The sequence below is a fragment of the Anabaena sp. PCC 7938 genome, assembly GCF_049315035.1.
GTDB classification, from domain to species: Bacteria; Cyanobacteriota; Cyanobacteriia; order Cyanobacteriales; family Nostocaceae; genus Anabaena; species Anabaena cylindrica.
In genome coordinates this window covers 1,117,268-1,142,871 of the sequence record NZ_CP186034.1, presented here as the reverse complement: position 1 = coordinate 1,142,871, position 25,604 = coordinate 1,117,268, and the positions used below count along the sequence as shown (strand labels likewise).

15 protein-coding genes are annotated in these 25,604 nt (G+C 37.9%); 10 read left to right on the top strand and 5 right to left on the bottom strand.

Annotated features, from left to right (window positions below):
• Positions 1-143: 143 nt before the first annotated feature.
• Complete coding sequence (locus ACOWPH_RS05540) at positions 144-1,775, bottom strand: DUF6930 domain-containing protein (protein ID WP_015214427.1); 1,632 nt, start codon at positions 1,773-1,775, stop codon at positions 144-146.
• Between the two features lie 452 nt (positions 1,776-2,227).
• Between ACOWPH_RS05540 and ACOWPH_RS05535 the strand changes: the two genes are divergently transcribed.
• From ACOWPH_RS05535 to ACOWPH_RS05525, 3 genes are all read left to right on the top strand, one after another.
• Positions 2,228-2,584: an iron-sulfur cluster assembly accessory protein gene (locus tag ACOWPH_RS05535; protein ID WP_015214426.1), complete on the top strand. Its 357-nt coding sequence runs from the start codon at positions 2,228-2,230 to the stop codon at positions 2,582-2,584.
• Positions 2,585-2,750: 166 nt separating this feature from the next.
• Positions 2,751-3,170: a tetratricopeptide repeat protein gene (locus ACOWPH_RS05530; RefSeq protein WP_015214425.1), complete on the top strand. Its 420-nt coding sequence runs from the start codon at positions 2,751-2,753 to the stop codon at positions 3,168-3,170.
• An 85-nt stretch (positions 3,171-3,255) separates the two neighbouring features.
• Positions 3,256-3,504, top strand: a complete 249-nt coding sequence (locus tag ACOWPH_RS05525; protein WP_015214424.1) for a hypothetical protein — start codon at positions 3,256-3,258, stop codon at positions 3,502-3,504.
• A 148-nt stretch (positions 3,505-3,652) separates the two neighbouring features.
• Here ACOWPH_RS05525 and ACOWPH_RS05520 read toward each other — a convergent pair whose 3' ends face one another.
• The 3 genes from ACOWPH_RS05520 to ACOWPH_RS05510 form a co-directional block, all read right to left on the bottom strand.
• A complete protein-coding gene (locus tag ACOWPH_RS05520) occupies positions 3,653-4,573 on the bottom strand; it encodes a TIGR01777 family oxidoreductase (protein WP_015214423.1) in 921 nt (306 codons plus the stop codon).
• A gap of 160 nt (positions 4,574-4,733) precedes the next feature.
• Positions 4,734-4,886: a hypothetical protein gene (locus tag ACOWPH_RS05515; protein ID WP_015214422.1), complete on the bottom strand. Its 153-nt coding sequence runs from the start codon at positions 4,884-4,886 to the stop codon at positions 4,734-4,736.
• Between the two features lie 97 nt (positions 4,887-4,983).
• A complete protein-coding gene (locus ACOWPH_RS05510; protein WP_015214421.1) occupies positions 4,984-7,467 on the bottom strand; it encodes a penicillin-binding protein 1C in 2,484 nt (827 codons plus the stop codon).
• A 292-nt stretch (positions 7,468-7,759) separates the two neighbouring features.
• Here ACOWPH_RS05510 and ACOWPH_RS05505 point away from each other — a divergent pair, with 292 nt between their 5' ends.
• From ACOWPH_RS05505 to ACOWPH_RS05475, 7 genes are all read left to right on the top strand, one after another.
• Complete coding sequence (locus ACOWPH_RS05505) at positions 7,760-13,456, top strand: alpha-2-macroglobulin family protein (protein ID WP_015214420.1); 5,697 nt, start codon at positions 7,760-7,762, stop codon at positions 13,454-13,456.
• Positions 13,457-13,465: 9 nt separating this feature from the next.
• On the top strand, positions 13,466-14,740 hold the full coding sequence (locus ACOWPH_RS05500) for a WGR domain-containing protein (protein WP_015214419.1): 1,275 nt from the start codon (positions 13,466-13,468) through the stop codon (positions 14,738-14,740).
• A gap of 457 nt (positions 14,741-15,197) precedes the next feature.
• Positions 15,198-18,284: a plasmid replication protein, CyRepA1 family gene (locus ACOWPH_RS05495; RefSeq protein WP_015214418.1), complete on the top strand. Its 3,087-nt coding sequence runs from the start codon at positions 15,198-15,200 to the stop codon at positions 18,282-18,284.
• A gap of 343 nt (positions 18,285-18,627) precedes the next feature.
• Positions 18,628-19,743: a tetratricopeptide repeat protein gene (locus tag ACOWPH_RS05490; protein ID WP_015214417.1), complete on the top strand. Its 1,116-nt coding sequence runs from the start codon at positions 18,628-18,630 to the stop codon at positions 19,741-19,743.
• A 93-nt stretch (positions 19,744-19,836) separates the two neighbouring features.
• Positions 19,837-20,586, top strand: a complete 750-nt coding sequence (locus ACOWPH_RS05485; protein WP_015214416.1) for a DUF928 domain-containing protein — start codon at positions 19,837-19,839, stop codon at positions 20,584-20,586.
• Between the two features lie 5 nt (positions 20,587-20,591).
• Entirely contained in the window at positions 20,592-22,826 is a 2,235-nt protein-coding gene (locus ACOWPH_RS05480) for a CHASE2 domain-containing protein (protein WP_042464899.1), read from the top strand.
• Between the two features lie 128 nt (positions 22,827-22,954).
• A complete protein-coding gene (locus ACOWPH_RS05475) occupies positions 22,955-23,761 on the top strand; it encodes an MBL fold metallo-hydrolase (RefSeq protein WP_015214414.1) in 807 nt (268 codons plus the stop codon).
• Between the two features lie 66 nt (positions 23,762-23,827).
• On the opposite strand, the gene ACOWPH_RS05470 is transcribed toward ACOWPH_RS05475, so the two are convergent.
• A complete protein-coding gene (locus ACOWPH_RS05470; RefSeq protein WP_015214413.1) occupies positions 23,828-25,006 on the bottom strand; it encodes a low temperature requirement protein A in 1,179 nt (392 codons plus the stop codon).
• Positions 25,007-25,604: the final 598 nt, after the last annotated feature.

Sequence of the window (25,604 nt, the reverse complement as noted above, 5' to 3'; positions counted from 1 at the left end):
ATAATGCACTACTAATTATTTTCAACTCTCCATTAATTATGCAGCAATAAACATCTTCGGTAATTGTAGATAACCACAGATTAAACCTGGACTCGTGAACTCAGTGCTAATGAGGTATTTACCTGTGGTAACTACATCAAGTATTATTCAAATTCCAGTTCCGGCATCAGTTGGAGAGTACCGATCCCCAAATCTTCGGGACGGAGCGATCGCGCTTCAAATAGAGCCATCATATCTTTTAACTGAGGATTCCCACGGGAAGCGCCTGTCAGTCCTTTAGAAATAATCAAACCGCAATAGCCTTGAGTATTTTTGCAGCGTTGATTCCATTTTTTCCTGGCTTCAACATGAATGGGATCGTTATCTAAAAATTCGCCAAATAGGAATAATTCTTGATTATTGGTTTGTAACAAACCCAAATCATAGCGATCGCCATCAAAAGGATCAGCTCCTGGATTAAAGCAAATAGCTTTCAGTCCCTCAGATGCCTCAATCTTTTCAATCACGGTTTTTGCCTTAGGACGAGAAGTTTGAATCAAAATCACGGGTAATCCATCCCCAACTTGATTGATTACATCTGCTGGATGATAATCTACTTCCCGACGCAAGGACTCTAAAACCTCCCAAGAAATCACACCCAAACTGAGGAAAGAGTCTTCTGGAATTAAATCATCTCGCAAGGAATGGAAGGCTGTGGAATCAATATCATCTTCATCTGAGATATCAAAACCGGCCATTTCCTCTAACTCTGCTGCCAACTCTGGCATGGTAGAGACAGTGACAGAAACTGATTTAGTATCTTCATCTGAATGAGGCAAAGAAATGCGATAACGCCGATTAAGAGGAGGGAAGTCATCTTCATATAACTGATGACGGTAATCACGAATAAAACGGAGTAAGCTTTCTAGAGCCACAAAAACTACAAGTGCTTCATCGTCGTATAAAACAGATCGTAATCCTTCTAAAGGATGAATATTACCAAAAGTGGGTTCAATTTCCGATAGGGGTAATTCTGCTAAATCTTCGTCCTCATCTTCATCTTCGTCGGTTTGCTCAAAGGTGAGAAACAAACAATCTTGCTTCAGAAAAGCTTCTTCTAAACCTTGTCCAGACTCTTCATCTCTTAAAACATCTGCACGAAACCGTTTGAGAGAATCTTCTGAGCGATAAAACAAAATTCCATATTCCATCCCCAGCATTCCCATCACTGAGGCATAAACTTTTCCTACATCCCATTTATTAATCTCTATGGATAAGATTTGTTGTTCTTCTATAAATTCCCAAGGTGCTGCTTCCCAAGTTGCAAAAGCCTTCTTTCTCAATATTTGTGCATACTGGGGAGGTAAATCGGGGATTTGGCTATCGAGAATATCCGCAAAGGAGCGAAATAGTTCATCAATTAAAGGCAATTCTGGTGTGTAGTCAATGGCAATATCCAAATCTTGCAATACCCCACGCAGATAAAATTGAATTTCCCGATCTTTCACCACAATTCTTTGCGGTCTAGCGGGTTTAGCTGGACTGTGTGGATGTTCCATCGCTCGCATTAAGGTACGAACTATAGCTTCTGGGCCTAGTTCTGGAGATACCACATCCATACCTCTAACAATACCTTGAGAGCCATCTACCCAGAGAATGCATTCTCCCTTAGATTCGTTTGCTTCACTGGGTTGGGTTTGTGATGACGATAACGGACGGCGATCGCCCTCCCATATAGAAGGAATTTGGGTTAATTTCTTCAACCGACGACTGGTAGAGCGATTAAAACTTGTCATAGAGTAAAGTTAATCAAAAAAGCTATTTAAGAAGAAGTAAATTGTGGGTAGTGGTGAGTAAATAAATGCTGAGTAACGAGTACTGAGTAACGAGTCACTCCATAGTTAAAACTAAGGGAATAATTTTTTCTTTTTCCATACCTGAAGGTAGGGACTTCACAGCCAGAGGATGAGGACAATTAATTTTCCTTTTTTACTCAGGACTCAGCACTCCTGAAAAGTGGTTGTTACTCAGACGGCTCCAAAACTGAAAAGATAAAAATACTCCAAATACACCGAATCTCTCAATTCTAGAATAAAAACCTTTATCTGCTGTTGACGAAGTGTTGAGAATTTAACGTCTGTACTTGTTAATGCAGTTAGAATGGAATAATACTTGCAAGAGCAACCCAGGGGCTATTAACAGCATATACCTGGTAATCGTTATAATAATTAAGGAGTGACAATAGCAAATGACACAAGCAACTGATATTCAACAACGCGGCATTCTGTTGAGCGAGTCAGCATTGCGCCAGGTAAAATCGCTCCAAGGTAAGCAGGGGCAGGATTTATGTTTACGGGTAGGAGTCCGTCAAGGTGGTTGCTCTGGGATGTCTTACATGATGGATTTTGAAGACACTAGTAAGATCACTGCCCAGGATGATGTTTTTGATTATGATGGCTTCAAGATTGTGTGCGATCGCAAAAGCCTATTATATCTTTACGGGTTAATGCTCGATTATAGTGATGCCATGATTGGCGGTGGCTTCCAATTCACTAACCCCAACGCTTCCCAAACCTGTGGTTGCGGGAAATCTTTCGGGGTGTAATATAGTCAATGGTCAGGTGTTAGAGGACAAAGGCAATAGGCAATAGGTAGAAACTTTTGAATGTTGTGCAAGTGGGTTTCATTCGGCACTATTTTGAATTAATTTTTCCCTGTTCCCTGTTCCCTGTTCCCTGTCCCCATGACCAATAACCAATGACCAATGACCAATGACTATCAAAATTGAAGAACTGTTTGATACAGGTTTAGAACGTTATAAAGCAGGAGAATCGGTAGAATCGCTCATCCCTGTATTTAAAGAGGTGTGCGATCGCTCTCCCAAAGCTAGTTCCGCTTGGATTTGTCTTTCCTGGCTATACCTACTCGATAACAAAGCCAACTTAGCTTACAAAGCTGCAAATAAAGCAGTAAAATTAAATCCCCAAGACCCACAAGCCAGAATTAATCTCGCTTTAGCCATGCTGGAAACAGGACAAAAAGGTCTGCGCGAACACATTGACTTTGCACAACAGTTGATTTTTGTCAATGAAGAATGGCAAACGGAAGTTAAAAATAGCATTGAAGATGGCTTAACTAGAAAACCAGATTGGCAGAGTTTGGTAAAAGTCAAAAAATGGCTATTTGAATAATTCGTAATTCGTAATTCGTAATTCGTAATTCGTAATTAAATAGGAATTGCGAATTATAATAATTAATTCTCGAAGCTTATAGAAAATGAAAGACAAACTCTTAAATTGGCTCAACTTAGTTTTAGTTGCAGATGTATTCCTGGTGATTTTAGGTTTTATCTGGTTTGCTGTGGCAGTTGTTGGTAATGCATCTGGAATCAACCTCGGTTTAGATTTATGGCATAAACTGTGGATACCACTATTTAACCCCGCTATTGGCATCCTTATGGGTGGTGCAATTCTCAGCGGAATTACCAGTTGGGTTTCTAAGAAATTCATGAAAAATGAGTCATAGCAGGGAATAGGGAATAGGGAATAGGGAATAGGGAATAGGGAATAGGGAATATGATTTAATTACCAATCACCAATCACCAATCACCAATCACCAATCACCAATTACCCATTACCAATCTAAAATTCAAAATCCAAAATTGAATTACGAATTATTTAAGGATTTGCGTTAATGCTGATGGCAAATCTTGATATTGATACTCAAAACCGGCTGCTTGAGTGCGTCTAGGCAAGACTTTTTGACCCTCTAAAACCACAATTGCCCCATCTCCCAACATCGCTTCTAAAGCAAAAGAAGGAACAGGCAACCATGAGGGACGATTCATCACCTGTCCCATAGTTGCACTTAAATCTGTCATCCGCACAGGATTGGGAGCGGTTGCATTATATACACCATCTATATTTGGCTTAGTTAAAGCTTGCAGAATTAAGTTAACTATATCGTCTATGTGAATCCATGAAAACCACTGCCGACCACTACCAATAGGGCCACCTGCAAAGAGTTTGAAGGGAGTAATCATTTTCCCCAAAGCACCACCATGACCTAAAACAATACCAAAACGCAAAATTACCAAGCGCACATCAGTATCTGTTACCTTTTGTGCTTCTGCTTCCCACTCTTGGCAGACTTGTGCTAGAAAATCTTGACCTGAAGGGCTGTTTTCGTCAAAAGTAGTGGTTTCACTAGTGCCATAGTAGCCAATAGCCGAAGCATTCACTAACACACTTGGTTTGGGGTTAGCCTTAGCTATAGCTTCAACAATTTTTTGTGTACCCAGTTTGCGGCTGTTGAGGATTTCCTGCTTACGTTGTGGTGTCCAACGTTCCTCAGCAATGGGTTCTCCTGCCAGATTAACCACACCATCACAACCAGCAATAGCATCTTGCCAAGCACCAGATACACCTGGTGTATAGCCCATAATTTCGAGATTTGGGAAAGCCTGAGAAGGAAAAACTTTGTGGGCAGAGTTAGTATTCCGACTTAACACTAGTATTCTATGACCTTCATTATGCAGTCGTTCTACTAAACGACTACCGACAAATCCTGTTGCACCAGTAATTGCTACTTTCATGTTTGACTTAAGCTAAAGCACTATTGTACAGTCTTGACTTTTACCTCAATTTAACGCTTTCTCTGCCTGTACTGTCTTCTGTTAAGTTAACCACTTAAATTTTACTCTTCCCTGTCACCTGTCACCTGTCAACTGTCACCTATTACCTGTATTTTGAGAATTAACTCGCGTGTTCCCAGTCGCTGAGTAATTCACGATTTTGCTTTTTCACCGCATTGCTTTTGCGAACTGGCACTTTAGGAGTGCCAATATCAACAGCAGGAAAAGACTGTTTTGTCTTTTTGGCAGATTTATTCTCTTGTGTGTTAGTCATAGCTAGATACAGTTGATAAAAACTTCAGTTCTAATTTATTAGATCAATTTTCACAAACAATTTCCGGAAAAACATTGTGTTTTTGATGAAAAATTAATCAATCTCTAGAATGTGGAAAAACTGTAGGATTGATTACAGAAAAACCTTGACGATTGGGTTTTGTATTTGCCAACTCAACTTGAAAATTTATCCTATCACTCATCTCCCCACTTCTGGCTTCTAGAGTCCAATTGCCGGGTTGTAAATGCCAAAATAACGCATTAGTTGATTGTGTAGATAACTGCCTACCATTTAGCCACCACTCTATAGGCAGATTAGATTTATTAACCAGTTTAAATTCTAGTTTTTGCTGACCTTTCTCATCAGGATAAACCACAAACAAATCCCCATTATGAGGAGATAAAATCCTAAACTTATCAGCATGATAATTTGATTGTGGTTGTCTTGCTAACCATTCATCATACTCAGGTGATAAATGGAAATCAGCAGGATTTTCGTAGGCAATTTTATCTGCTGGCGAGAAATATTCCTGTACTATCGAAGTACAGTCAGGTTTAGGTTTTAACCCAGAATTAGCACAAACAGGCAATTGGATTAACCCATCTGGAGGTGGAAAATCTGTCGGTGTTTGATATTGGTGCAGATGTAACATAATTCTGTTCCACAAAGGTGCAGCACCTGTCACACCTGAAACTTGACGCATCGGTTCGCCGTTGAAATTACCTACCCAAGTAGCAACAGTATAATCAGTGGTAAAGCCAACTGTCCAGGTATCACGATAATTTGATGAAGTGCCAGTTTTCACAGCCGCAGGGAAAGGCAAATTTAACACCGAGTCTACACCAAAAGCTGTAGCACGAGCATAGCGATCGCTCAACATATCAATAATTAACTGCCAATTTGCGGAATTGAGGACTGGGGACTGGGGACTGGGGACTGGGAAATTATTTAAAATAGTCACTAAAGGCGTACTTTTGCCCATTCTGGCCATAGTCACATAAGCCCTAGCGAGTTCCCACAAACTCACTTCTGCACTGCCCAAAGTCAAACCCAAACCGTAATATTCAGCACTTTGATTTAGATGTGCAAACCCCAACTCATGCAACCGATTTAAGAAAGTTTCCACACCAACCTTTTCCAACACCTTTACCGCAGGTACATTTAAAGAATTTGCTAAAGCAACACGTACCCGCACCGGGCCAAGAAAACTGTTAGTATAATCTGTAGGGCTATATAATTTCGCCCCCGGAATTGCGTAATGAGAAGGCACATCTGCCAAAATAGAATTAGGTTTAATGACACCTTTTTCCAAAGCTAATTCATACACAAACGGTTTGAGAGTTGAACCAGGTTGACGCAACGCTTGTACTCCATCATTTCGTCCTAATTTCACATCATTAAAATAATCAGGCGAACCGACGTAAGCTAAAACCTCCCCAGAGTAGTTGTCAATTATCAACGCAGCTGCATCATGGACATTATTAGCAGCAAGGGAATCAATAACCTGTTGTACCTGTGCTTCCACAAACTGCTGCAAAGGACGATTTATCGTAGTTTGAATAGGAGAAGATTCCAGTCTCTCTCCCTCCAGTCCCCCTCCTCGCTTGCGAGAAAATAATTCCATTTCCTTTTCCAGTCCCCCTCCTCGCTTGCGGGGAGGGGTTAGGGGTGGGGTTATTTCCGTTGCTAACCAAAACAAAAAATGCGGTGCTGCAATAATTCCCTGTTCACGAGATTGAAAAACAACCTTTTCCGTATATATGCGTTCAGCTACCTCTTCAGTAATATATTTATTCTGCACCATTTGATTTAAAACATATTTCTGCCTTTTCTTTAAACGTTCCCAATGTTCATAAGGATTAAAATAAGTAGGATTATTAGGAATTGCCGCTAAAAGAGAAGCTTGGGCTAAATTTAAATCACTTGCAGAAATAGAAAAATAAGTCCGTGCTGCTGCTTCCACACCATAAATATTTCCCCCCATAGGTAGACGATTAATATAAGCAGAAAGAATTTCATCTTTATTCATTCCTGCAACTAACCGCCAAGATAGCCAAATTTCAGATAATTTACTTGATAAAGTTCGGGGAGAATTATCCAACATTCGCGCTAATTGCATGGTAATTGTGGAAGCACCGGAAACAATTTTTTTCGCTTGAACAGCTTCCTTGATAGCGCGGATAATTGCTTTCATATCCAACGCCCCATGTTGATAAAAGCTACCATCTTCAGCAGCTAAAATGGCATTGATAAATTGGGGTGAAACATGAGTTAATGGTATAACTGCTGTATGTTCTTGATCATGAGTGAGTAATGTTCCTAAGGGTAAACCATTACGATCTGTAAACTGCATAGCTAATTGCTTTTGGGCAATATCTATACTATGAATTGGCGCAAAATAAGGTAGTAAACGTACTACCAAACACATTAGTATTACAGCTAAAATGATTTTAACAGTTTTATATTTACGCTTTAGCTTTAATTTATATCTATTGAGATCACGAAAATAGGATTTTGTCTCACGCAGAGACGCAGAGACGCAGAGAGTGAGAGTTTTGAGGATACGAGTTTTGAATTTCATAATTTGAGGTTTCAAGTTATGTAAAAGAGATTTCGCAAAAAAATCAATATTTCTTAATCGTTAAGAATTGTATTAATTTTGGGAACTAATAACACTGGACTAGTTATCTATATAAGTAGCGCGGGCATTGTCCACCATTTATATTTCAATATGCTTAGTATTAAGGAAATCGTAGGTTGGGTTAAGCGATAGCGCAACCCAACAAAATTTATTTACAACTATTTCCAAAATGTTGGGTTTCCTTACGTCAACCCAACCTACAAATTTAAAGTTTTTCAAGTTTTTCAAAAATATGATCAGAAATTTACTACAGTTTTTATTTATCATTACCTTTATATTAGGTATAGCTGGCTGTAATTTTGTGGGTATCACACCAGGTCAGGAGAAACTACCAACGGTTGCGTCACTTACACCGCCAAAATTACCCGATTGGATAGAACAAATTAGTCCTTTAGGAGATGCAAATACTCTTAGTCAAATCCGTATTCGTTTCAAAGATGCTTTAATTCCCGTTGAGAGTCTTGATAGTCCAGAACAAGAAAATTTATTAACTAAATTTGCCATTTGGCCTCCTTTACCGGGGAAGTTTCGCTTTTTAACACCGCGCATGGTAGGGTTTCAAGCTGATAAAGCATTACCCAAGGCTATAAGAGTAAAAGTTACTCTCAAAGCAGGTTTAGCAGATTTAAAAAATCATCGTTTAAATCAAGATTTAGCCTGGACTTTCAATACTGAATCAATTAAACTCACCAATTTACCAGGTGTTAACCCCATTGAAAAAGCAGAAATTGAACCAATTGAGTTAAAACCTAAATTACAATTTACATCAAATCTAGAACTAGATTTAGATTCTGTTCAAAAGCATTTACAATTAATTCCTAACGGTAAAACTCAAGGGATAGGGTTAAAGGTAGAATTAGCTAAAGCAGAAAAACCAGAAAATTTAGATCCTTTAGAAAAATTTGACCCTTCAGCTAAAAATTGGGTTTATGATATTACTCCCCAGGGAAATTTAGAAAAAGCCACATCTTACCTTTTAACATTTTCTCTTGGTATTCTTCCAGCTTATGGAAATATTCCCAGTGATAAAGAGTTTGTCAGTAAGTTAGCGACTTATTCACAATTAGCATTTCAGGGAATTAAACCTTACGGACTACCGGACTCAGGAGGAACCTATGGTAGATTTGTTAAAGGTAGTCCTCAGCTAGAATTTAATAATGTTTTATTAGGAGATTCTGCAAAAGAGAATATCAAAATCAATCCAGCACCTAAAGACATTGATAGAGTTTTGCAAATCTATGATGAAGATAGAATTGTTAGTGTTAATCCTTATGCTTTAGAACCAAATACTAATTATACAATTACTATTAATAAAAATGTCAAAGATAAATTTGGGCAAACTTTAGGTAAACCTGTTTCTATTAAATATGATTCTGGTGATTTAGCTGGAGATATTTGGGTTCCCTCCGATTTACATATTTTCCCTAAAGATAAAGATTTACAGTTAAATATTAATACCGTAAATCTTCCAGAATCGAAATATCAAGCAAATTATCGTGTAATTAAACCAACAGATTTAGTTTATACGAATAATGCCAATGATTTATTACCCAAACCTGAAAAATGGGAAAGCTTCAAGGTTTCAGGTAGAAAAAATCAATCGGTTAATGTAACTGTTCCCCTGAAAGCAAGATTAGGTGATAATCAGGGAATGTTAGCTTATGGAGTGCAAGCACGAACTAATAAATATCAAGAAAATAATAAGCAATTATGGAGAGAAGCAACGACTTATGGAATGGTGCAATTAACTAATTTAGGTGTATTTTCTCAATGGTTTCCAGAGTCGGGTTTAATTCGGGTTCATTATCTTAGTAATGGTTCACCAGTTAAAGCTGCAAATATTGAAATTTATCAATCAAAATTATATGAAAAATCTAGTTCTCAACCTGTACCTTGTGCAACAGGTGAAACTGATGATAAGGGAACTTTTAAAGTTGATAATGATGAATTAAAAAATTGTTATTCTCAGGAGGAAAAATTACCGAAATTATTAGTAATTGCCCGTGAAAATAAAGATTGGGCTTTTTCAAGAACTCAGGAGTATAGTGGTAGTTATGGCTATGGTATTGATGCTGGTTGGGAAAATGGTAAACCGACATCACGAGGGGTAATTTTTTCGGATAGACAGTTATATCAACCTGGAGAAAAAGCTGCATTTACTGCTTTTGCAGATTATTTAGAAACAGGCAAAATTCAGCAAGATAAAAATGCTGAGTACAAATTAACTTTGGTAAGTCCCAATGGACAAAAATCAGATTTAGGTACACAAAATACAAATAAATTTGGTACGTTTTCTCTAGAGTTACCTCTCGAAAAAAATAAACCTCTAGGTTATTATAAAATCGAAGCTAAGGGGAAAAATGGACGAGAAATATCTGGTGAATTTCAAGTAGCGGAGTTTAAACCACCTAATTTCAAAGTTGATTTGCAGCTAAATAAAAAATTTGCCCTTATTAATGAAAAAATAGAAGCGAAGGTAGCCAGTAATTATTTGTTTGGTTCACCTGTAGAAGGGGGAGAAGCAAAATATTTTATTACTCGTCAGCAGACTAATTTTATTCCCCAAAGTTGGGAGGAATTTAGTTTTGGGAGACAGTGGTTTTGGCCAGAAGAAAGTCCGACTCTCTCCAGTGATGTTTTACAAACTAATACTCAGTTAGATGCTAATGGTAAAAGTAGTCAAACGATAACTGTGGAGAAAGATTTACCTTACCCAACGACTTACCGGGTAGATGTTCAAATTGCTGATGTTTCTAATTTATCAGTTGCTAATTCCCAAACTTTTACAGCTTTACCTAGTAACAGACTGATTGGTTTAAAAAGTAATTTCGTGGCTGACGCTGGTAAGGCTTTTCCGGTAGAATTTATCGTTACTGACGCGACAGGAAAACCATTAGAAAATGAACGGTTAAGTTTGGAGTTACAACAAATAAAATATAGTAGTGTTACTCAAGTAGTTGAAGGTAGTAGAACTCCGAAAAATCAAGTTGAATATAAAACAGTTTCCAAAACAGAAATTAAATCTGCTAATATTCCACAAGCAGTAAATTTACAACCAACAGAATCAGGTTCATACCGCATTCGGGCTAATTTTAGCGACAGTCGAGATGAAATAACAGCTACAGATTTACAAATTTGGGTGACTGGTGTAAATCCTGTGTTCTGGGGTGAAAGAGAAAAAGATAAATTGGAAGTTAAATTAAATAAGCAAGAGTTTAAAGTTGGGGAAACTGCTACTGCTTTAATTCAATCTCCCTACCCAGAAGGGGAATTATATTTTGCAGTAATTAAAGATAAACCTCTCTATCAGCAAGTTACTAAAATTAAAGGAAGTGCGCCACAAATTCAGTTTACAATTACACCAGAAATGTTACCTAATGCTGCTGTAGAAGCGGTGTTAGTCAGACAAGGTAAACCACTTAATCAGGTGGAACCGGAAAATTTAGAAAATTTAGCTAAAATTGGTTTTGCACCTTTTAAAGTGAACTTGGAAGATAAATATTTAAAAGTAGCAGTTAAGCCAAATCAAACTTCTTTAGAACCTGGAAATGAAGAAACTTTAGAACTGGAATTAAAAGATCATCAAGGAAACGCTACCCAAGGACAATTTACTGTCATGGTGGTGAATGAAGCGGTTTTACAACTTAGTGCTTATCGTCCACCAAATTTGGTAGATACTGTTTATGCAGAACAACCAATTTCTACCCGGTTTAGTGATAATCGTCCAGATGTTGTTTTACAAAATCAAACTTTAGATAAACCTAAAGGTTGGGGTTATGGTGGTGGGTTATCAAGTGCTTTAGCAAATACTCGCATTCGCCAAGATTTTCAAGCTTTAGCTTATTACAATGGTTCTGTAATTACTGATGTTAATGGTACTGCGAAAATCACTTTTAAATTACCAGATGATTTAACTACATGGCGGGTTATGGTTGTGGCTACGGACGGAAATCTGCGTTTTGGTAATGGTGAGGCGACATTGATCACCACAAAGCCATTAATAACTAATGCTATTCTGCCACAATTTGCCCGGTCAGGCGATCGCATTTTTGGAGGTTTATCCGTCACCAATACCACCGGAAACACTGGAAACATCAGCATAAATGGCGAACTTGGCGGTTCTCTCCAATTTGCAGAAAATAACCCTAAAACCAAAACCCTGCAAACACCAGTTGAGTCAGCAACCCAAGCATATCGTTTTCCAATGGTTGCGGGTAGTGTGGGTGATGGGAACGTTACATTTAGAACACAGTTAAATAATCTCACAGATGCTTTTTCAGTTCCTTTGGAGATTAAACCGTTAGAAATTACAGAACAAGTAGTCGAAACTGGTGTTAGTGAAAAACAGGTAAAAATTCCTTTAAATATTGATAAAAATACCCTCTCGGAAACAGGAGGTTTAGATATTCAATTAGCTAGTACCTTAATTCCCGAAATTAAAGCCCCTGCAAAACAGGTTTTAGGTGATAATGATTTACCATTTGCAGAACCCGCAGCGAGTCAGTTATTAATTGCTGCAAATCTGCAAACTCTTACACAACAATATAATCAAATATTTGCAGAATTTAATCCCCAAAAACAAGCCAACCTAGCTATTGAACAACTGCAAAAACTACAAATTGCTGATGGTGGTTTTGCTGCTTTCCCCGGACAAGAAAAATCTGATCCTTGGGTTTCTGCTTATGCTGCGGAATCTCTGACAAAAGCTAATCAAGCTTACCCTGGGTTAGTCGATTCTAAAATCATCTCTCAATTAAAAACTTATTTACAGAAAGTTCTCGTTAACCCTGGACAATATGAGTTTTGTAAACAAAAACTTTGTAAATCTCAACTACAACTTAACTCATTAATTGCTCTATCACAATTAGGAGACAAACGCAATAGTTTCTTGTCAGATATTTATCAACAACGTGATGCTTTTGATGTTGTCACTCAAATCAAATTAGCGCGATATCTATTTCAATTTCCTGAATGGGAAGACGAAGCCCAAATCATCCGAGTTCAGTTACAAAAAAATATCTATGAAACTGGACGTAGTGCAGTTGTGAATTTACCTCCTAGCTGGAGTTGGATGAATTCACAAACTACAACACAAGCCCAAGCTTTACGCTTATTTATTGACCAAAAAGCCAATGTAGAAATCATTGATAAATTATTTCAAAGTCTGCTGAATCTTCGTAGAGAAGGAACATGGCAAACAACTTATAACAATGCCCAAGCCTTAACCGCTTTAGTAGAATATAGCCAGCTACAATCAACACCACCTAACTTTGTCACTACAGTAAAATTAGCAGGTAAAAAATTAGGAGAAACCAGATTTAATGGTTATCAAAATCCTAGCTTACAAGTAAATTTAGCAATGGATACATTACCTCGTGGTCGCCATGATTTACTTTTGCAAAAATCTGGAAAAGGCAAATTACATTATTTAGTCGCTTACAGTTATCGCTTACAAGGAAATCAACCAGGAAGATTTAACGGTTTACGAGTAACGAGAGAAATTAGCAAAGTCAATGAAGAAAAAGTTATTCAAAAAACAGGAATGTATGCTATTGATAAACCCTTGACTTTAAAACCAGGAGAAGTATTTGATATCGGTTTAGAAATAATTACAGATCATCCTGTAGATCATCTAGTCATTAAAGATCCATTACCCGCAGGTTTTGAAGCAGTAGACGAGAGTTTTCAAACTGCGACACCAGCATTACAAGCAAAAGCCGATAATTGGCAATTAGAATATAAAACCATCTATAAAGATAGAATTATTTCCTATGCAGATCATCTCGAAGCAGGAGTTTACAGTTTACATTATTTAGTCCGTTCTGTTACCCCTGGAACATTCATTTGGCCAGGTGCAGAAGCACAACTTCAATATGCACCAGAAGAGTTTGGACGTAGTGCAGATTCGATTTTGATGTTAATGGAGTAGCACAAAAAAATGGTTTTATTCAAACAGAAGTTATTAAAATTTCATACAGGCATAAAATGTCTAATTTCCTTAGAGGGTTGTATAGTCAATCAAATCACATTCATTCCCAACGTGGAACGAGAATATTGTGTAACTGATGATTTGAATGACCAAACGGAAGCTGAGAACTTATACTTGGCAATTCTTCGTAACTATGAACCTACTTGTGTTTCCTCTACAGAGGAAATTTCTCCAATTCCTCCCATAACAGAAGCACTATTAACACAGAAAGTATATTTGGAATTGTCTGACAGTAAATCTCACAAGTTTTATGAAGTCGTCGTCAAGCAAACAGAAGTAGTCATTAACTATGGTCGAATTGGCACAGCAGGACAGTCTTTAACTAGCACTTATCCTACTGTAGAAAAAGCACGGTTAGCAGCATCTAAAAAAATTCATGAGAAACTAAAAAAAGGATATTTGCAAACATCAAAGAATAAACGAAATCTTGCTGAAAATAAAGATTTAGATATATCTCAATTCATACGTCCAGCTTGGAAACCTCTAGTCAAGTCAGGAGATGATTCTCTACTATCCTCTAAATTCGGAGGTCGTCCTTGGTTAGCTGAAAATGAATCTTGGCCGACTTGCCCTTGTTGTGGTCAATCATCATCTATGCAACTTTTACTTCAATTAAACTTGAGTGAATTGCCAGAACCAGTAACAAGGGAATATGGTAATGGATTAATACAAATGTTTCAGTGTACATCTATTGGCTGTCAAGGAATTGTCACCAATGCTCAAGTGTACTATGGTAGAGCCGCCGATCTTGTCTCCAATGTGCTGATTCGGATGATTTCACCAAATTCAGAAGCAGCTATTCCACCTTTGCCACAAGTTTATGACGAATATGAAGATTTTTTTCCCGCTACAACTATTATAGGTTGGCAAGAAGTTGAAGATTATCCTGAGTTGGAAGACCTTGTAGCCTTGATTTATGGTTGGGATCAAGTGGGAAATGAGACACTGGAAGATGAAGTGGTAGAACGATTAGGTTTTGAGGATCGGTATGATTTCCTCGATTCTGTCACGGCTGTAGTTGGATATAAACTAGGGGGTTATCCAGGTTGGGCGCAGAGAATGGAATATCCTGGTTGCCCCATTTGTCAGAAGCCTATGCGTCAGGTTTTTCAACTAGCTACTGAGGATGACTCTAGTATACCTAATGAGTTTGGAGAGGGAGTTGGACATATTCTTCAGTGTGAGTCACACAAGCATGAGCTTGTCTTTGTTTGGGCTTGCTGAATAAAGCTAAAAGCATCACAGGGAGAAGATTTTAGCCTTTTTTATCCTCAAAAAGTGCCAAGTTTTTTGGGGTAAGAACTTCAAAACCGTGCATTTTTTCTCGTTCCTATACTCTGTATGGGAATGACTTTTAGAAGGCTCTGCCTTCTATTAAAGCAGAGGCAGAGCCTCTATAATTGTATTCCCAGTCAGAGACTGGGAACAAGATAATAGTATATTTTTACTATCTTACGAAAAATCTACTGATAAATAAAAATTAATCACACACAAAAATCACAATACAAAATTATTACTTCCACAAGACAACAGGGAAAAAAAGCACTTTCTGTATTAACCGAGGTATTTCTGATAACTATGTAATAAAAGTATCATACAAAAATCACAAAATCTTATATAAAAAATCAGCAGATGCGTGTTAAGGTTTTAGTCTCGTTGTCTTCCCTTAGTGCCTCTCACCATGCATTTGCATTATTTACACCCCCAACATCTTGAAGAATTAGTCAAGAGCAGTAGTATAGATTTACACTTAGCGCGATTAAATTTTAAATCGCTTCAAGGTGTCAATGCTTATGATTACTTACTAATTTCAGAACAACTCCCCCGCACCAATACTGGCATGATAAAAAGCGGCTGGTTACAGCGTTACAACCATATTACAGAAGGTGGTTGGTGGTGTTCTGGACGAGATCCTCTGAACAATTGGCAAATGATGGAATGGGGATGTTTTAAACCCAGTCAACCCCGACAAAATCAAAATGGTAAGTCTATTAAATATGAACATCCCCCCAGTACACCAACGCGGGTGTTTTGTCTGCGGGTAACTTTGCAAATTTGGCAGCAAGTTTCCCAACGTTACAATTTAGCGATGCCCAACAATATCACCATTGCTGCTGATGGTGAAGCGGAAGGTTTTTGGCAATGGGTAATGGAATGTAATATATCTATAATTATTTGTGAAGGTGTGAAAAAAGCAGCAGCTTTGTTAACACAAGGTTATGCAGCTATGGCTATTCCTGGTATTACTAGCGGTTATCGAGTTGTTAAAGATGAATTTGGCAAAGTTACCCGTCGTCAATTAATACCTGACTTAGCAATTTTCGCAACAACAAAACGCAGTTTTTATATATGCTTTGATTTTGAAACACAAGCTAAAAAAATTGCGGCTGTCAATAATGCTATTACCCAACTTGGCGGTTTATTTCAACAACAAGACTGTCCTGTAAAAGTTGTAGAACTGCCAGGTAGGGAAAAAGGTGTGGATGAATTTATTGTTGCGAAAGGTGCAACTAATTTTGAAAAAATTTATCGTCAAAGCGTAGATTTAGAAGTTTATCTTGCTCAAACTAAACCCCACACTGACTTAACCATTCCCGCTGCACTTACTGTCAACCTTCCTTATTTAGGAGAACTACCTTTTCCTACTTCTGGTTTGGTGGGAATAAAATCAGCAAAAGGAACTGGTAAAACGACAGGACTCCAAGCTGTTGTTAATCAAGCTAAAAATCGTAATCAATCTGTTTTATTAATTACACACCGCATTCTTTTAGGGCGGTTTTTATGTGAAAAAATTGGGATTCAATGGGGAATTAGTCATGAAGCATGGAATTTAGAAGAAGAACCAAAATTACCAATTATAAATTATCCTTTACCAGTAAATAAATCTTTTGGCTTATGCGTTGATTCTATTTGGAAACTTAACCCAGATGATTGGCATGGTGCAATAGTAATTTTAGATGAGGTTGAGCAATCTTTATGGCATTTGCTAAATAGTAATACTTGTAAACAAAAACGGGTTAAGATTCTTAGAATATTTCAACAATTAATTTCTACAGTTCTCACAACTGGGGGGTTAGTAATTGCCCAAGATGCAGATTTATCAGATGTTTCTCTAGAATATTTACAAGTTTTATCAGGAACTAAAATCATACCTTGGGTAGTTGTTAATCAGTGGAAACCCCAGAAAGGTTGGGATGTGACTTTTTATGATTCACCGAACCCTACACCCTTAATTCATCAATTGGAATTAGATTTAATTGCTGGACGCAAATGTTATGTAACGACTGATAGCCGCACTGGCCGTTATAGTTGTGAAACGATTGAAAGTTATCTAAAACAGCGATTACAGAAATTAAGAAAGCAATTTCCTGAGACTTTGGTAGTTAGTAGTCATACGACTAATACACCTGGTCATGCAGCAGTCGATTTTATTGGTGCTATTAATAAAAAAATTACTGATTATGGAACTGTTTTTGTTACTCCTAGTCTAGGAACAGGAATTAGTATTGATGTTCAACATTTTGACCGTGTTTATGGGATTTTTCAGGGGGTGATTCCTGACTCGGAAGCACGTCAAGCATTAGCCAGAGTGCGTGATGATGTTCCCCGTGTTGTCTGGTGTGCTAAACGTGGGATTGGTTTAATTGGTAGTGGGAGTACAAATTATCGGTTGCTATCTAATTGGTATCAGGAAAATCAAAAAGAAAATTTAGCTTTGCTGAGTCCTTTACATAAAATTGATGTAGATTTACCTTTGGTTTATGACCCAATTCATTTACGAACTTGGGCTAAGTTATCTGCAAGGGTAAATGCATCTATTCGTCTCTATCGTCAATCTATGCAAGAAGGTTTGATTGATGATGGACATAAGATTATGATGCGGAGTAATGCAGTTCAAAATAATATTCTGCGGGATTTGCGTTTAGCTTTCTTTGCAACTGATTCTAGTGATGTGGAGAATCGGAAGAGATTAATTGTAGAAATTGTGAAGGTGCAGAAAGATTGGTCAAATAGTCGTCAAAAGGCTAAAGATATTAAACGCAAAATTAAGGAAATTAAGCAGCAAAATCAATTATTAGCCGCAAATGCTGTAGCTACAGCGAGGGATATTGATTATGTGGAATATGAGCAGCTATTAACTAAACATTCTCTTAGTAATGAGGAACGACACCAAATCAATAAATATATTCTTAGACATAGATATGGAATTGAAGTGACTTCTTTGTTGAAGTTGCAGGATGATAAAGGGTATTATGGACAGTTGTTAACGCACTATTATTTGACTCATGAAAGTGAATATTTTCATGTGAGAGATGAGCAAGAATGGCATCAACAATTATTTTGGGGTGAGGGAAAGGTTTTTTTACCAGATTTAAGGACTTATACTCTCAAAGTTGAAGCAATGCGTGCTTTAGGTATGCTTCAGTTTCTGGAGGCCGAAAGAGTTTTTGATGAAAATGATGCTGATATTATTTGGTTAAAGACTGTAGCTGTTCAGAATAGTAAACATATTAAGAGGGCGTTGGGTATTGATTTATCAAGTAATCAAAAAATGGTTTCAGGTATCAAAATAATTGGTAAGCTTTTAGGTTTGTTGGGTTTGAAGTTGCAGCAGGTAAAGGATGTTTATAAAATTGATTTAGAAACTCTGAATGATGGGAGGGAAAGAATTTTTGCAGTTTGGCAACAACGAGATGAATTGATGTTAAATCATGTGAAAGGGGTTGATTGTGTTTTAGAATCTAAAGCGTTGGCTTTACAAATATAGCTTTTCTAGCTTGTATGTAATATACTTTTACGTCCTTTAATGTGAAAGCTTTGTAATGACGTTATAGCCTTTCCCACTCTAGTTAGATACAAAATTACCCCTCCCCTTGGTAAGGGGAAGGTGCGCGTCAGCGCGGGTGGGGTGTACTTCATGCGCTTGGGAATTGCCATATATCAAACTTGTTCAATTACCAATCAATTCCAAGGAACCCCACCCCTAACCCCTCCCCGCAAGCGAGGAGAGGGATTGGATTTACGTTTAAATCTTGATTTTTAAGGAGGAATTAGTTAGAGATTATAATGTCTATAAATCGTAAAAAAAAAATAAATAACAAAAAAAATATATGAATGTTGAAGAGTTGATAACAGAGGGAGTAAAGAAAAATTTATCCGGGGATTATCGAGGTGCAATTACATTCTTTAACCAAGCAATACAGCTAAATCCCCACCTGGAGATAGTTTACCATTATCGGGGTCATGCCTATTTGGGGTTAGAAGAGTTTGATTTAGCGATCGCAGATTATCAACAAGCAAGACATAATAGTACTGGGTTAGAAAATCTCAATTTTGATATTGCGAAAGCTTACCATAACCGGGGTTTAGCTCGTTTTCAGCGGGGAGATAATCAAGCTGCTATCGTAGATATCAAGCAAGCTTTAGATTACTATCCTGATTTTGTGGCCGCTTATAGTAATCGGGGTAATATTTTTTATATTCTCGGTCAATACACAGAAGCAATTGCTGATTACAATCAAGCCATACAGCTAAATCCTAACTTGTCCGCAGCTTATCATAACCGAGGTAATAGCCGCTATGCTCTCAAAGACTATCAAGGTGCAATCGCAGATTATAATCAGGCATTAGCAATTAATCCCCAGTTTGGCGAAGCTTACTATAACCGAGGTTTGATTATGTCTCACCTCCAAGACTATCAAAGTGCGATCGCTGATTTCAATCAAGCTATCCAACTCAATCCAGGTGATGACCAAGCGTACCATCAACGCGGTTTAGTCTATAGCAACCTAGAAGACTATGAAAACGCCATTCAAGACTATAACCAAGCACTGCAAGTTAATCCCACATTGCCCATAGTTTACGGCTTGCGGGCTAATGCACTCCACCACCTGGGAGATTACCAAAGCGCAATTGCCGATAGCACTAGATTACTACAACTAAATCCCACTTTAGTAGAAGGATATTGCGATCGCGCTAATTTTCATCGCTTGTTAGGAAACTATCAAGGAGCTATTGAAGACTATAATCGAGCCTTACAACTCCAACCTAATTATGCAACAGCTTACTTCCTGCGGGCAAATATCCATCTACACTTAGGAAATAATCAAGCAGCTATTGACGATTTCCAAAAATCTGCTAATTTCTTTTACCAACAAGGAAACACCACATACTACCAAAACATCATTAATCTGATTACAGTTTTACCCCTGAATCCTGACTCCTGAATTCTTACTTTAATTGTAACGTTTTCCTAAAACCATGTATTAATCAAATACAGTACACTACCTTAGAAAAGTAATAAACTTAACTTTAATATCATGAATCGACAGAAATATATTCAGTATCTAAGAAAACTTGCAATCGGAATTTCTTCAGCCTTGTTAACTGCACATATCTTTCCTTCACAGTTGCTGGCACAACCATCACCAATCAAAATCAGTCTAGAATTTCCATCAGGAGATTCCAGAGGCAAGCCAGAATCAACAATTGGCGGAGGAAGAAGAGGATTTTCCTGTATCCATCTTGAAAAAGGAAAACCCACTCTCACGGCCTTAACACCTAGACGAGATAATCAGATCAAAACAAGCTTAAATAATCCCACACTATATTTTTATGTTCCTAAAACTACCGCAACTACTGGTGAATTTGTACTGAGGTCAGAAGAAGATAATGATATTTATCAGACAAATTTTAAACTACCCAGTACTTCTGGAATAGTCCAACTCAACATTCCCTCCACAGCAGGCATCAAAACAGGCAAAAAATATAAATGGTACTTCACCCTCATTTGCAATTCTGAAGACAGAAGTGGAGATGAATATACCGAAGGGGATATCGAACAAACAACTATCAGTTCATCATTGAATAAAGACCTCCAGCAAGCAACACCTTTAATACAGGCAGAGATTTATGCCAAAAATGATTTGTGGCCAGAAACCTTAAACAATATTGCTCAATTACGCACTCAAACGCCAGATGAATGGCAAGAACTTTTAAAATCAGTAGGTCTAGAGGTTATAGCCGAAGAACCTCTCCTTAAATGTTGTCAACAAAACCCGGAACCTTAGTAAAGATGGATCTGGACAAACTTAAACATCTTCTATGGCAAGGACGCGGTTTGTGGATTACTACCCCTGTAATCGCCATGTTTATTATTCTGATCCGCTTTGCAGGGTTATTACAGTCCTGGGAGTGGGGAGTTTTTGACCAATATATGCGTTGGCGACCTCAAGAAGCCCAGGATCAGCGCATTGTCATAGTTGGTATTGATGAAACAGACTTGGATAATCTCAAACAAGCAACCATTTCTGATCGCATTTTAGCCCAATTACTCAACAAACTCAAAACCAGACAACCAAGGGCGATTGGGCTTGATGTTTACCGAAATTTACCTTTACCACCTGGGACTTCAGAATTAGAACAGGTATTTAGATCTACACCTAATCTGGTAGGTATTCAAAAAGTAGTTGGAAACAGGAAAAACGAAACAGTAGACCCACCCCCAGTACTCAAATCCTTGGGTCAAGTAGGTGCAAATGACCTGATTATTGATGCCGATAACAAAGTACGACGCGGCTTAATGTATGTGAATACCGAAACTGGGGAAACAGTCTACAGTTTCAGCTTGCATTTAGCTTTGCATTATTTAGCAAAGGAAGGAATCACCGCCAGCAAAGATTTCCGACTAGGGAAAACCAAATTTATTCCTTTTGAAAGTTATGATGGTGGCTATATACGTGCTGATGCTCGTGGTTATCAGATATTAATCAACTATCGAGGAAAAAGCGATTTCTTTGAAACCGTTTCCATGACGGATATTCTAAAAGACAAATTACCAGCAAATTGGGGGCGCGATCGCATTATTTTCATTGGTTACATCGGGGAGAGTTTTCGAGATTCATTTTTTAGCCCCCACAGCAGCGGACTTCTCAGCCTGCCAAAACCAATGAGTGGAGTAGAAATTCATGCCAATCTCACCAGTCAAATCATCAGTGCAGCCATCGAAGAGCGATCGCTATTTAGAACTTGGTCAGAACCAGTAGAATGGCTATGGATTTTACTCTGGAGTGGAGTTGGCGCTACCCTAACCTGGAAATTGCGATTACAAAACCTATTCACATTACAGAGGATAATCAGCGTTGTTGTAGCAGGAGGGGCTTTGCTAGGTAGTACATATCTAGCATTTCTTTCCGGCTTGTGGCTTCCTGTCGTCCCCGCATTCTTAGCATTAACAGGATCTGTAATTGCCATCACAGCTTACGTCGCTCGCACCGCTGGAGACATCCGCAAAGTATTTGGGCGTTACCTCACAGATGAAGTCGTAGCCAATTTATTAGAAAGTCCAGAAGGATTGAAACTCGGTGGTGAACGACGAAAAATTACCATCTTCACATCCGATTTAAGAGGATTCACTGCCACATCCGAACGCTTACAACCAGAAGAAGTAGTTAAAATCCTCAACTTCTATCTGGAATGTATGGCAGATGAAATCACCAAATATCAGGGAACCATTGATGAATTCATGGGTGATGGTATTTTAGTACTCTTTGGCGCTCCCACAGCTAGAGAAGACGACGCTAACAGGGCTGTAGCCTGCGGTGTCGCCATGCAGTTGGCAATGGTCAAAGTTAACGCCCAAATGAAAGAATGGGGCTTACCACCTCTAGAAATGGGCATCGGCATTAATACAGGCGTTGTAGTAGTGGGAAATATTGGTTCTGAAAAACGCACTAAATACGGTATCGTCGGTAGTCAAGTCAATTTAACCTACCGTATTGAAGGCTATACAACCGGCGGCGAAATCATTATTTCTGAATCCACTTTTCACGAAGTAGAGTCAGTAGTCATCATCGCTAGTCAAACTCAGGTAACACCAAAAGGTGTTAAAGAACCAATTAACGTTTATAAAATAGCTGGTATCGTCGGCGAATACAATCTTTTTCTCTCTGAACATCAAGAAGAATTATGCACTCTTCCTGAACCTATTCCCATTAAATACGTATTGGTAGATGGGAAAGATATTGGAAATTCATCTTACCAAGGATTTTTAGTCAGACTTTCAATTCATGAAGCAGAAATTTCTTTAGCAAATAAAGAAATTCAATCTCTACCATCTTGCCTTTGTAATATAAAACTTAATTTATTAACACCAAATAACTCAGGAGAAACCGAAGATATGTACGCCAAAGTTTTAGAAAAACCTGCAAAAATAGGTAATTTTTGCATTCGTTTTACAGCCAAACCCCCAGCGATTATCACAAAATTTCACAATCTAGTTGAGCAAATAAATTCGCGGAATATTCCATAATTTATAGTAGATTGCAAGTAGATAGATTAGGTATACAGTTGCAAAATAAAGCTATATACCAACATTTTATCATCACTCCTTTTCCTACGTTATAACATCCAACATCCAATTACTGAAATACTGGCAAAATGACAAGGTTGATATTTTTAGGCTCAGGTTCAGCTTTTACAATCGGTGCTAATAACTTTCAGTCTAATATTCTTTTAGTTACTGAAAAAAATCATAAACTCTTAATTGATTGCGGAACAGATATTAGGTTCTCTCTCCATGCGGCTGGTTTTTCATATCTTGACATCACCGATATTTATATTAGTCATCTCCATTCTGATCACGTTGGAGGACTTGAATATATAGCTTTTAGTAGCTTATTTGACCCCAGATGCAAAAAGCCACACCTTTATTTAAGCAAAGACGTATCCAGCAATCTGTGGGATAGAACTTTATCCGGTGGACTCAGATCTCTTGATGGAGATATCGCCAATCTAGAAACATTTTTTGAAGAACATAAAGTAGACCGACAAGGTTATTTTATGTGGCAAAATATTAGGTTTAATCTAGTCAGAGTTATTCATGTTAATAATGGCTTTTATCTCATGCCCAGCTATGGGTTATTTTTTACCTTAGAAGGGGTAAAAATATTTTTATCCACAGATACTCAATTATGTTTTGACAGAAATGGAGATATATATGAACAGGCTGATATAATTTTTCATGATTGTGAAACCTCACTTTATCAGACTCCTGTTCATGCGAATTATGAGCAATTAGCACAATTGCCAGAAAAAATTAAAAATAAAATGTGGCTCTATGGTTATCAACCGGGATTGCTTCCTGATGCCAAAAAAGATGGATTTTGCGGGTTTGTGAAGTGCGGACAGATTTTTGAATTTTCATCCTTACATAGTCAAGAATTAAAAGTGAGGTTTGGAGAGTAGGATCTCCCTATTAACCAACTAAATTTCGCAGCAGGCATTCACTTCTGAATCGAAATTATGTTGTATTTAAGAACTGACAGAAAACTGACTTTTGGTTAGTAAATCCAGCGCCACTGTCACCATACAACTGCAAGCAACAAGGGCAATTAAAACCACAGGAGACAATTTACTCCCCGCGACTGCTAAGAATAAAACAAAACTTCCTGCTCCCAGACGATAAGCACTCAAAATTCTCCCTTTTTGCATTTTGTCCAAAATACAAGTTGTGAAATTAATGATCGACAATACCATTAAGCAGAGCGCTACCCCACCACAAAAAAGCCAACGTTCATTTCCTGGTAGGATATTAACTCCACTTTTGTCAATTATATGCTCAACTCCTACCCCAATTGCCGCTAAACTTATAGCCAAGAGCAGGTGAGAATAAAGCCAAGTCAGAAAGATTTTGATTTTACCGACCTTCATAGTTTCTAATGGTGAAGTATCTACGCTATCAAAATAAAGCCACCAGAAGCTAAAAGCTATGCTCACACCGGAAATAGCAGTTAATACTGATGAGGTATCCCATTGCTTTTCTGCTACTCCTCTGACTACTGCGGCGACTGATTCACCTAAAACAATGATTGTAAATAGTCCCATTCGTTCGGGAACATGAGACATATTTGGTGGGATTTGAACTGCTAATTGACCTGTACCTAACGGAGTCAGAAATTCGACAATCAAACCTAATGTCCAGAATCCAAAACGCCAGGGAATTGGCAATAACAGCGAAACCAACCAAAATACAGCACCAATGCTACAGCCTTTAACATACCAATTGGTTAAGGGACGGGCTTTTGGTACGTGATGTCCAGCAATCAGATATTGAATAATGAGAATACAGCGAGCAGCTATGTATGAAATTGCAAACCCGTGAGAAGATGTACTCAGCCCATGATGCAAATTTACCGTCAAAGCGATGATAATCGACATTTGTAGCAGAGTCAGCAAGCGATCGCCCAAATCATCAGTATCAAAAAGAGTGGCATAAAAAGTAGCCCCTATCCAGCACCACCAAATTGGTATAAATAGGGCAACAAAGCCAACAAACCCGGCCAGAGAAACATCCTTACTCAAATTGTGAGATAATTCAGCGATCGCAACTACAAACACTAAGTCATAGAAAAGTTCCAGCCAAGTTGCACGTCTTTCTTCATGCTCCTCACCAATGCGTAATCTAGGCGGTTGCCACAAACCTTTTTTCATCCATTTAGGTACTAAAAACTACTAACCGAACACCATTTTAGAGGTTTTAGGAACTGTTTTCACAAAAAATTTATCCTTCATCACTAGGGCTGCTTCTTGCAAAAAGAGTCAGTTCAAAAACATCATAGACTCATCCAGAGATGGTCTCTGCATTACTTCATCTTGTTACCGTAAATCATATTGTTACATTAGTTTAATGTTAAAAAAATGACACACATTTTTACATCAATTGCTGTATCATATTCAAGAGAACCGATATAAGCTACATAAAAAATCAAAAGTTAAATGAATTATACTCATAAACTTCAAAAAATGTTGGCTTAATTTTATAAGGTTCCATCTAAACACATGATATCTAATATCGCTTGATCATGAAAAGATTTTACACGCAAAGTTTGAAACAGTCTTCTCGTATTGATGCGATTGTGAATTGTGATTCAAGCCTCTTATTCAAAAAAATGAGGGGCTGTACAACCAATATCTAGCAGCAAAATAAGTCAGTACAGAAGATTACAGTATGTTTACCTGTAATATAGCGGTATGCATTTGAATGAAATACATCATAGCCCCCTCCCCGCAAGCGATGAGGGGGTTGGGG

Bases quoted from the DNA above. Each gene is read 5' to 3' on its own strand.
- ACOWPH_RS05490 (WP_015214417.1), top strand. From the start codon at position 18,628: ATGAATGTTGAAGAGTTGATAACAGAGGGAGTAAAGAAAAATTTATCC.
- ACOWPH_RS05495 (WP_015214418.1), top strand. From the start codon at position 15,198: ATGCATTTGCATTATTTACACCCCCAACATCTTGAAGAATTAGTCAAG.
- ACOWPH_RS05505 (WP_015214420.1), top strand. From the start codon at position 7,760: ATGATCAGAAATTTACTACAGTTTTTATTTATCATTACCTTTATATTA.
- ACOWPH_RS05520 (WP_015214423.1), bottom strand. From the start codon at position 4,573: ATGAAAGTAGCAATTACTGGTGCAACAGGATTTGTCGGTAGTCGTTTA.
- ACOWPH_RS05530 (WP_015214425.1), top strand. From the start codon at position 2,751: ATGACTATCAAAATTGAAGAACTGTTTGATACAGGTTTAGAACGTTAT.
- ACOWPH_RS05480 (WP_042464899.1), top strand. From the start codon at position 20,592: ATGGATCTGGACAAACTTAAACATCTTCTATGGCAAGGACGCGGTTTG.
- ACOWPH_RS05485 (WP_015214416.1), top strand. From the start codon at position 19,837: ATGAATCGACAGAAATATATTCAGTATCTAAGAAAACTTGCAATCGGA.
- ACOWPH_RS05475 (WP_015214414.1), top strand. From the start codon at position 22,955: ATGACAAGGTTGATATTTTTAGGCTCAGGTTCAGCTTTTACAATCGGT.
- ACOWPH_RS05540 (WP_015214427.1), bottom strand. From the start codon at position 1,775: ATGACAAGTTTTAATCGCTCTACCAGTCGTCGGTTGAAGAAATTAACC.
- ACOWPH_RS05535 (WP_015214426.1), top strand. From the start codon at position 2,228: ATGACACAAGCAACTGATATTCAACAACGCGGCATTCTGTTGAGCGAG.
- ACOWPH_RS05470 (WP_015214413.1), bottom strand. From the start codon at position 25,006: ATGAAAAAAGGTTTGTGGCAACCGCCTAGATTACGCATTGGTGAGGAG.
- ACOWPH_RS05500 (WP_015214419.1), top strand. From the start codon at position 13,466: ATGGTTTTATTCAAACAGAAGTTATTAAAATTTCATACAGGCATAAAA.
- ACOWPH_RS05525 (WP_015214424.1), top strand. From the start codon at position 3,256: ATGAAAGACAAACTCTTAAATTGGCTCAACTTAGTTTTAGTTGCAGAT.
- ACOWPH_RS05510 (WP_015214421.1), bottom strand. From the start codon at position 7,467: ATGAAATTCAAAACTCGTATCCTCAAAACTCTCACTCTCTGCGTCTCT.
- ACOWPH_RS05515 (WP_015214422.1), bottom strand. From the start codon at position 4,886: ATGACTAACACACAAGAGAATAAATCTGCCAAAAAGACAAAACAGTCT.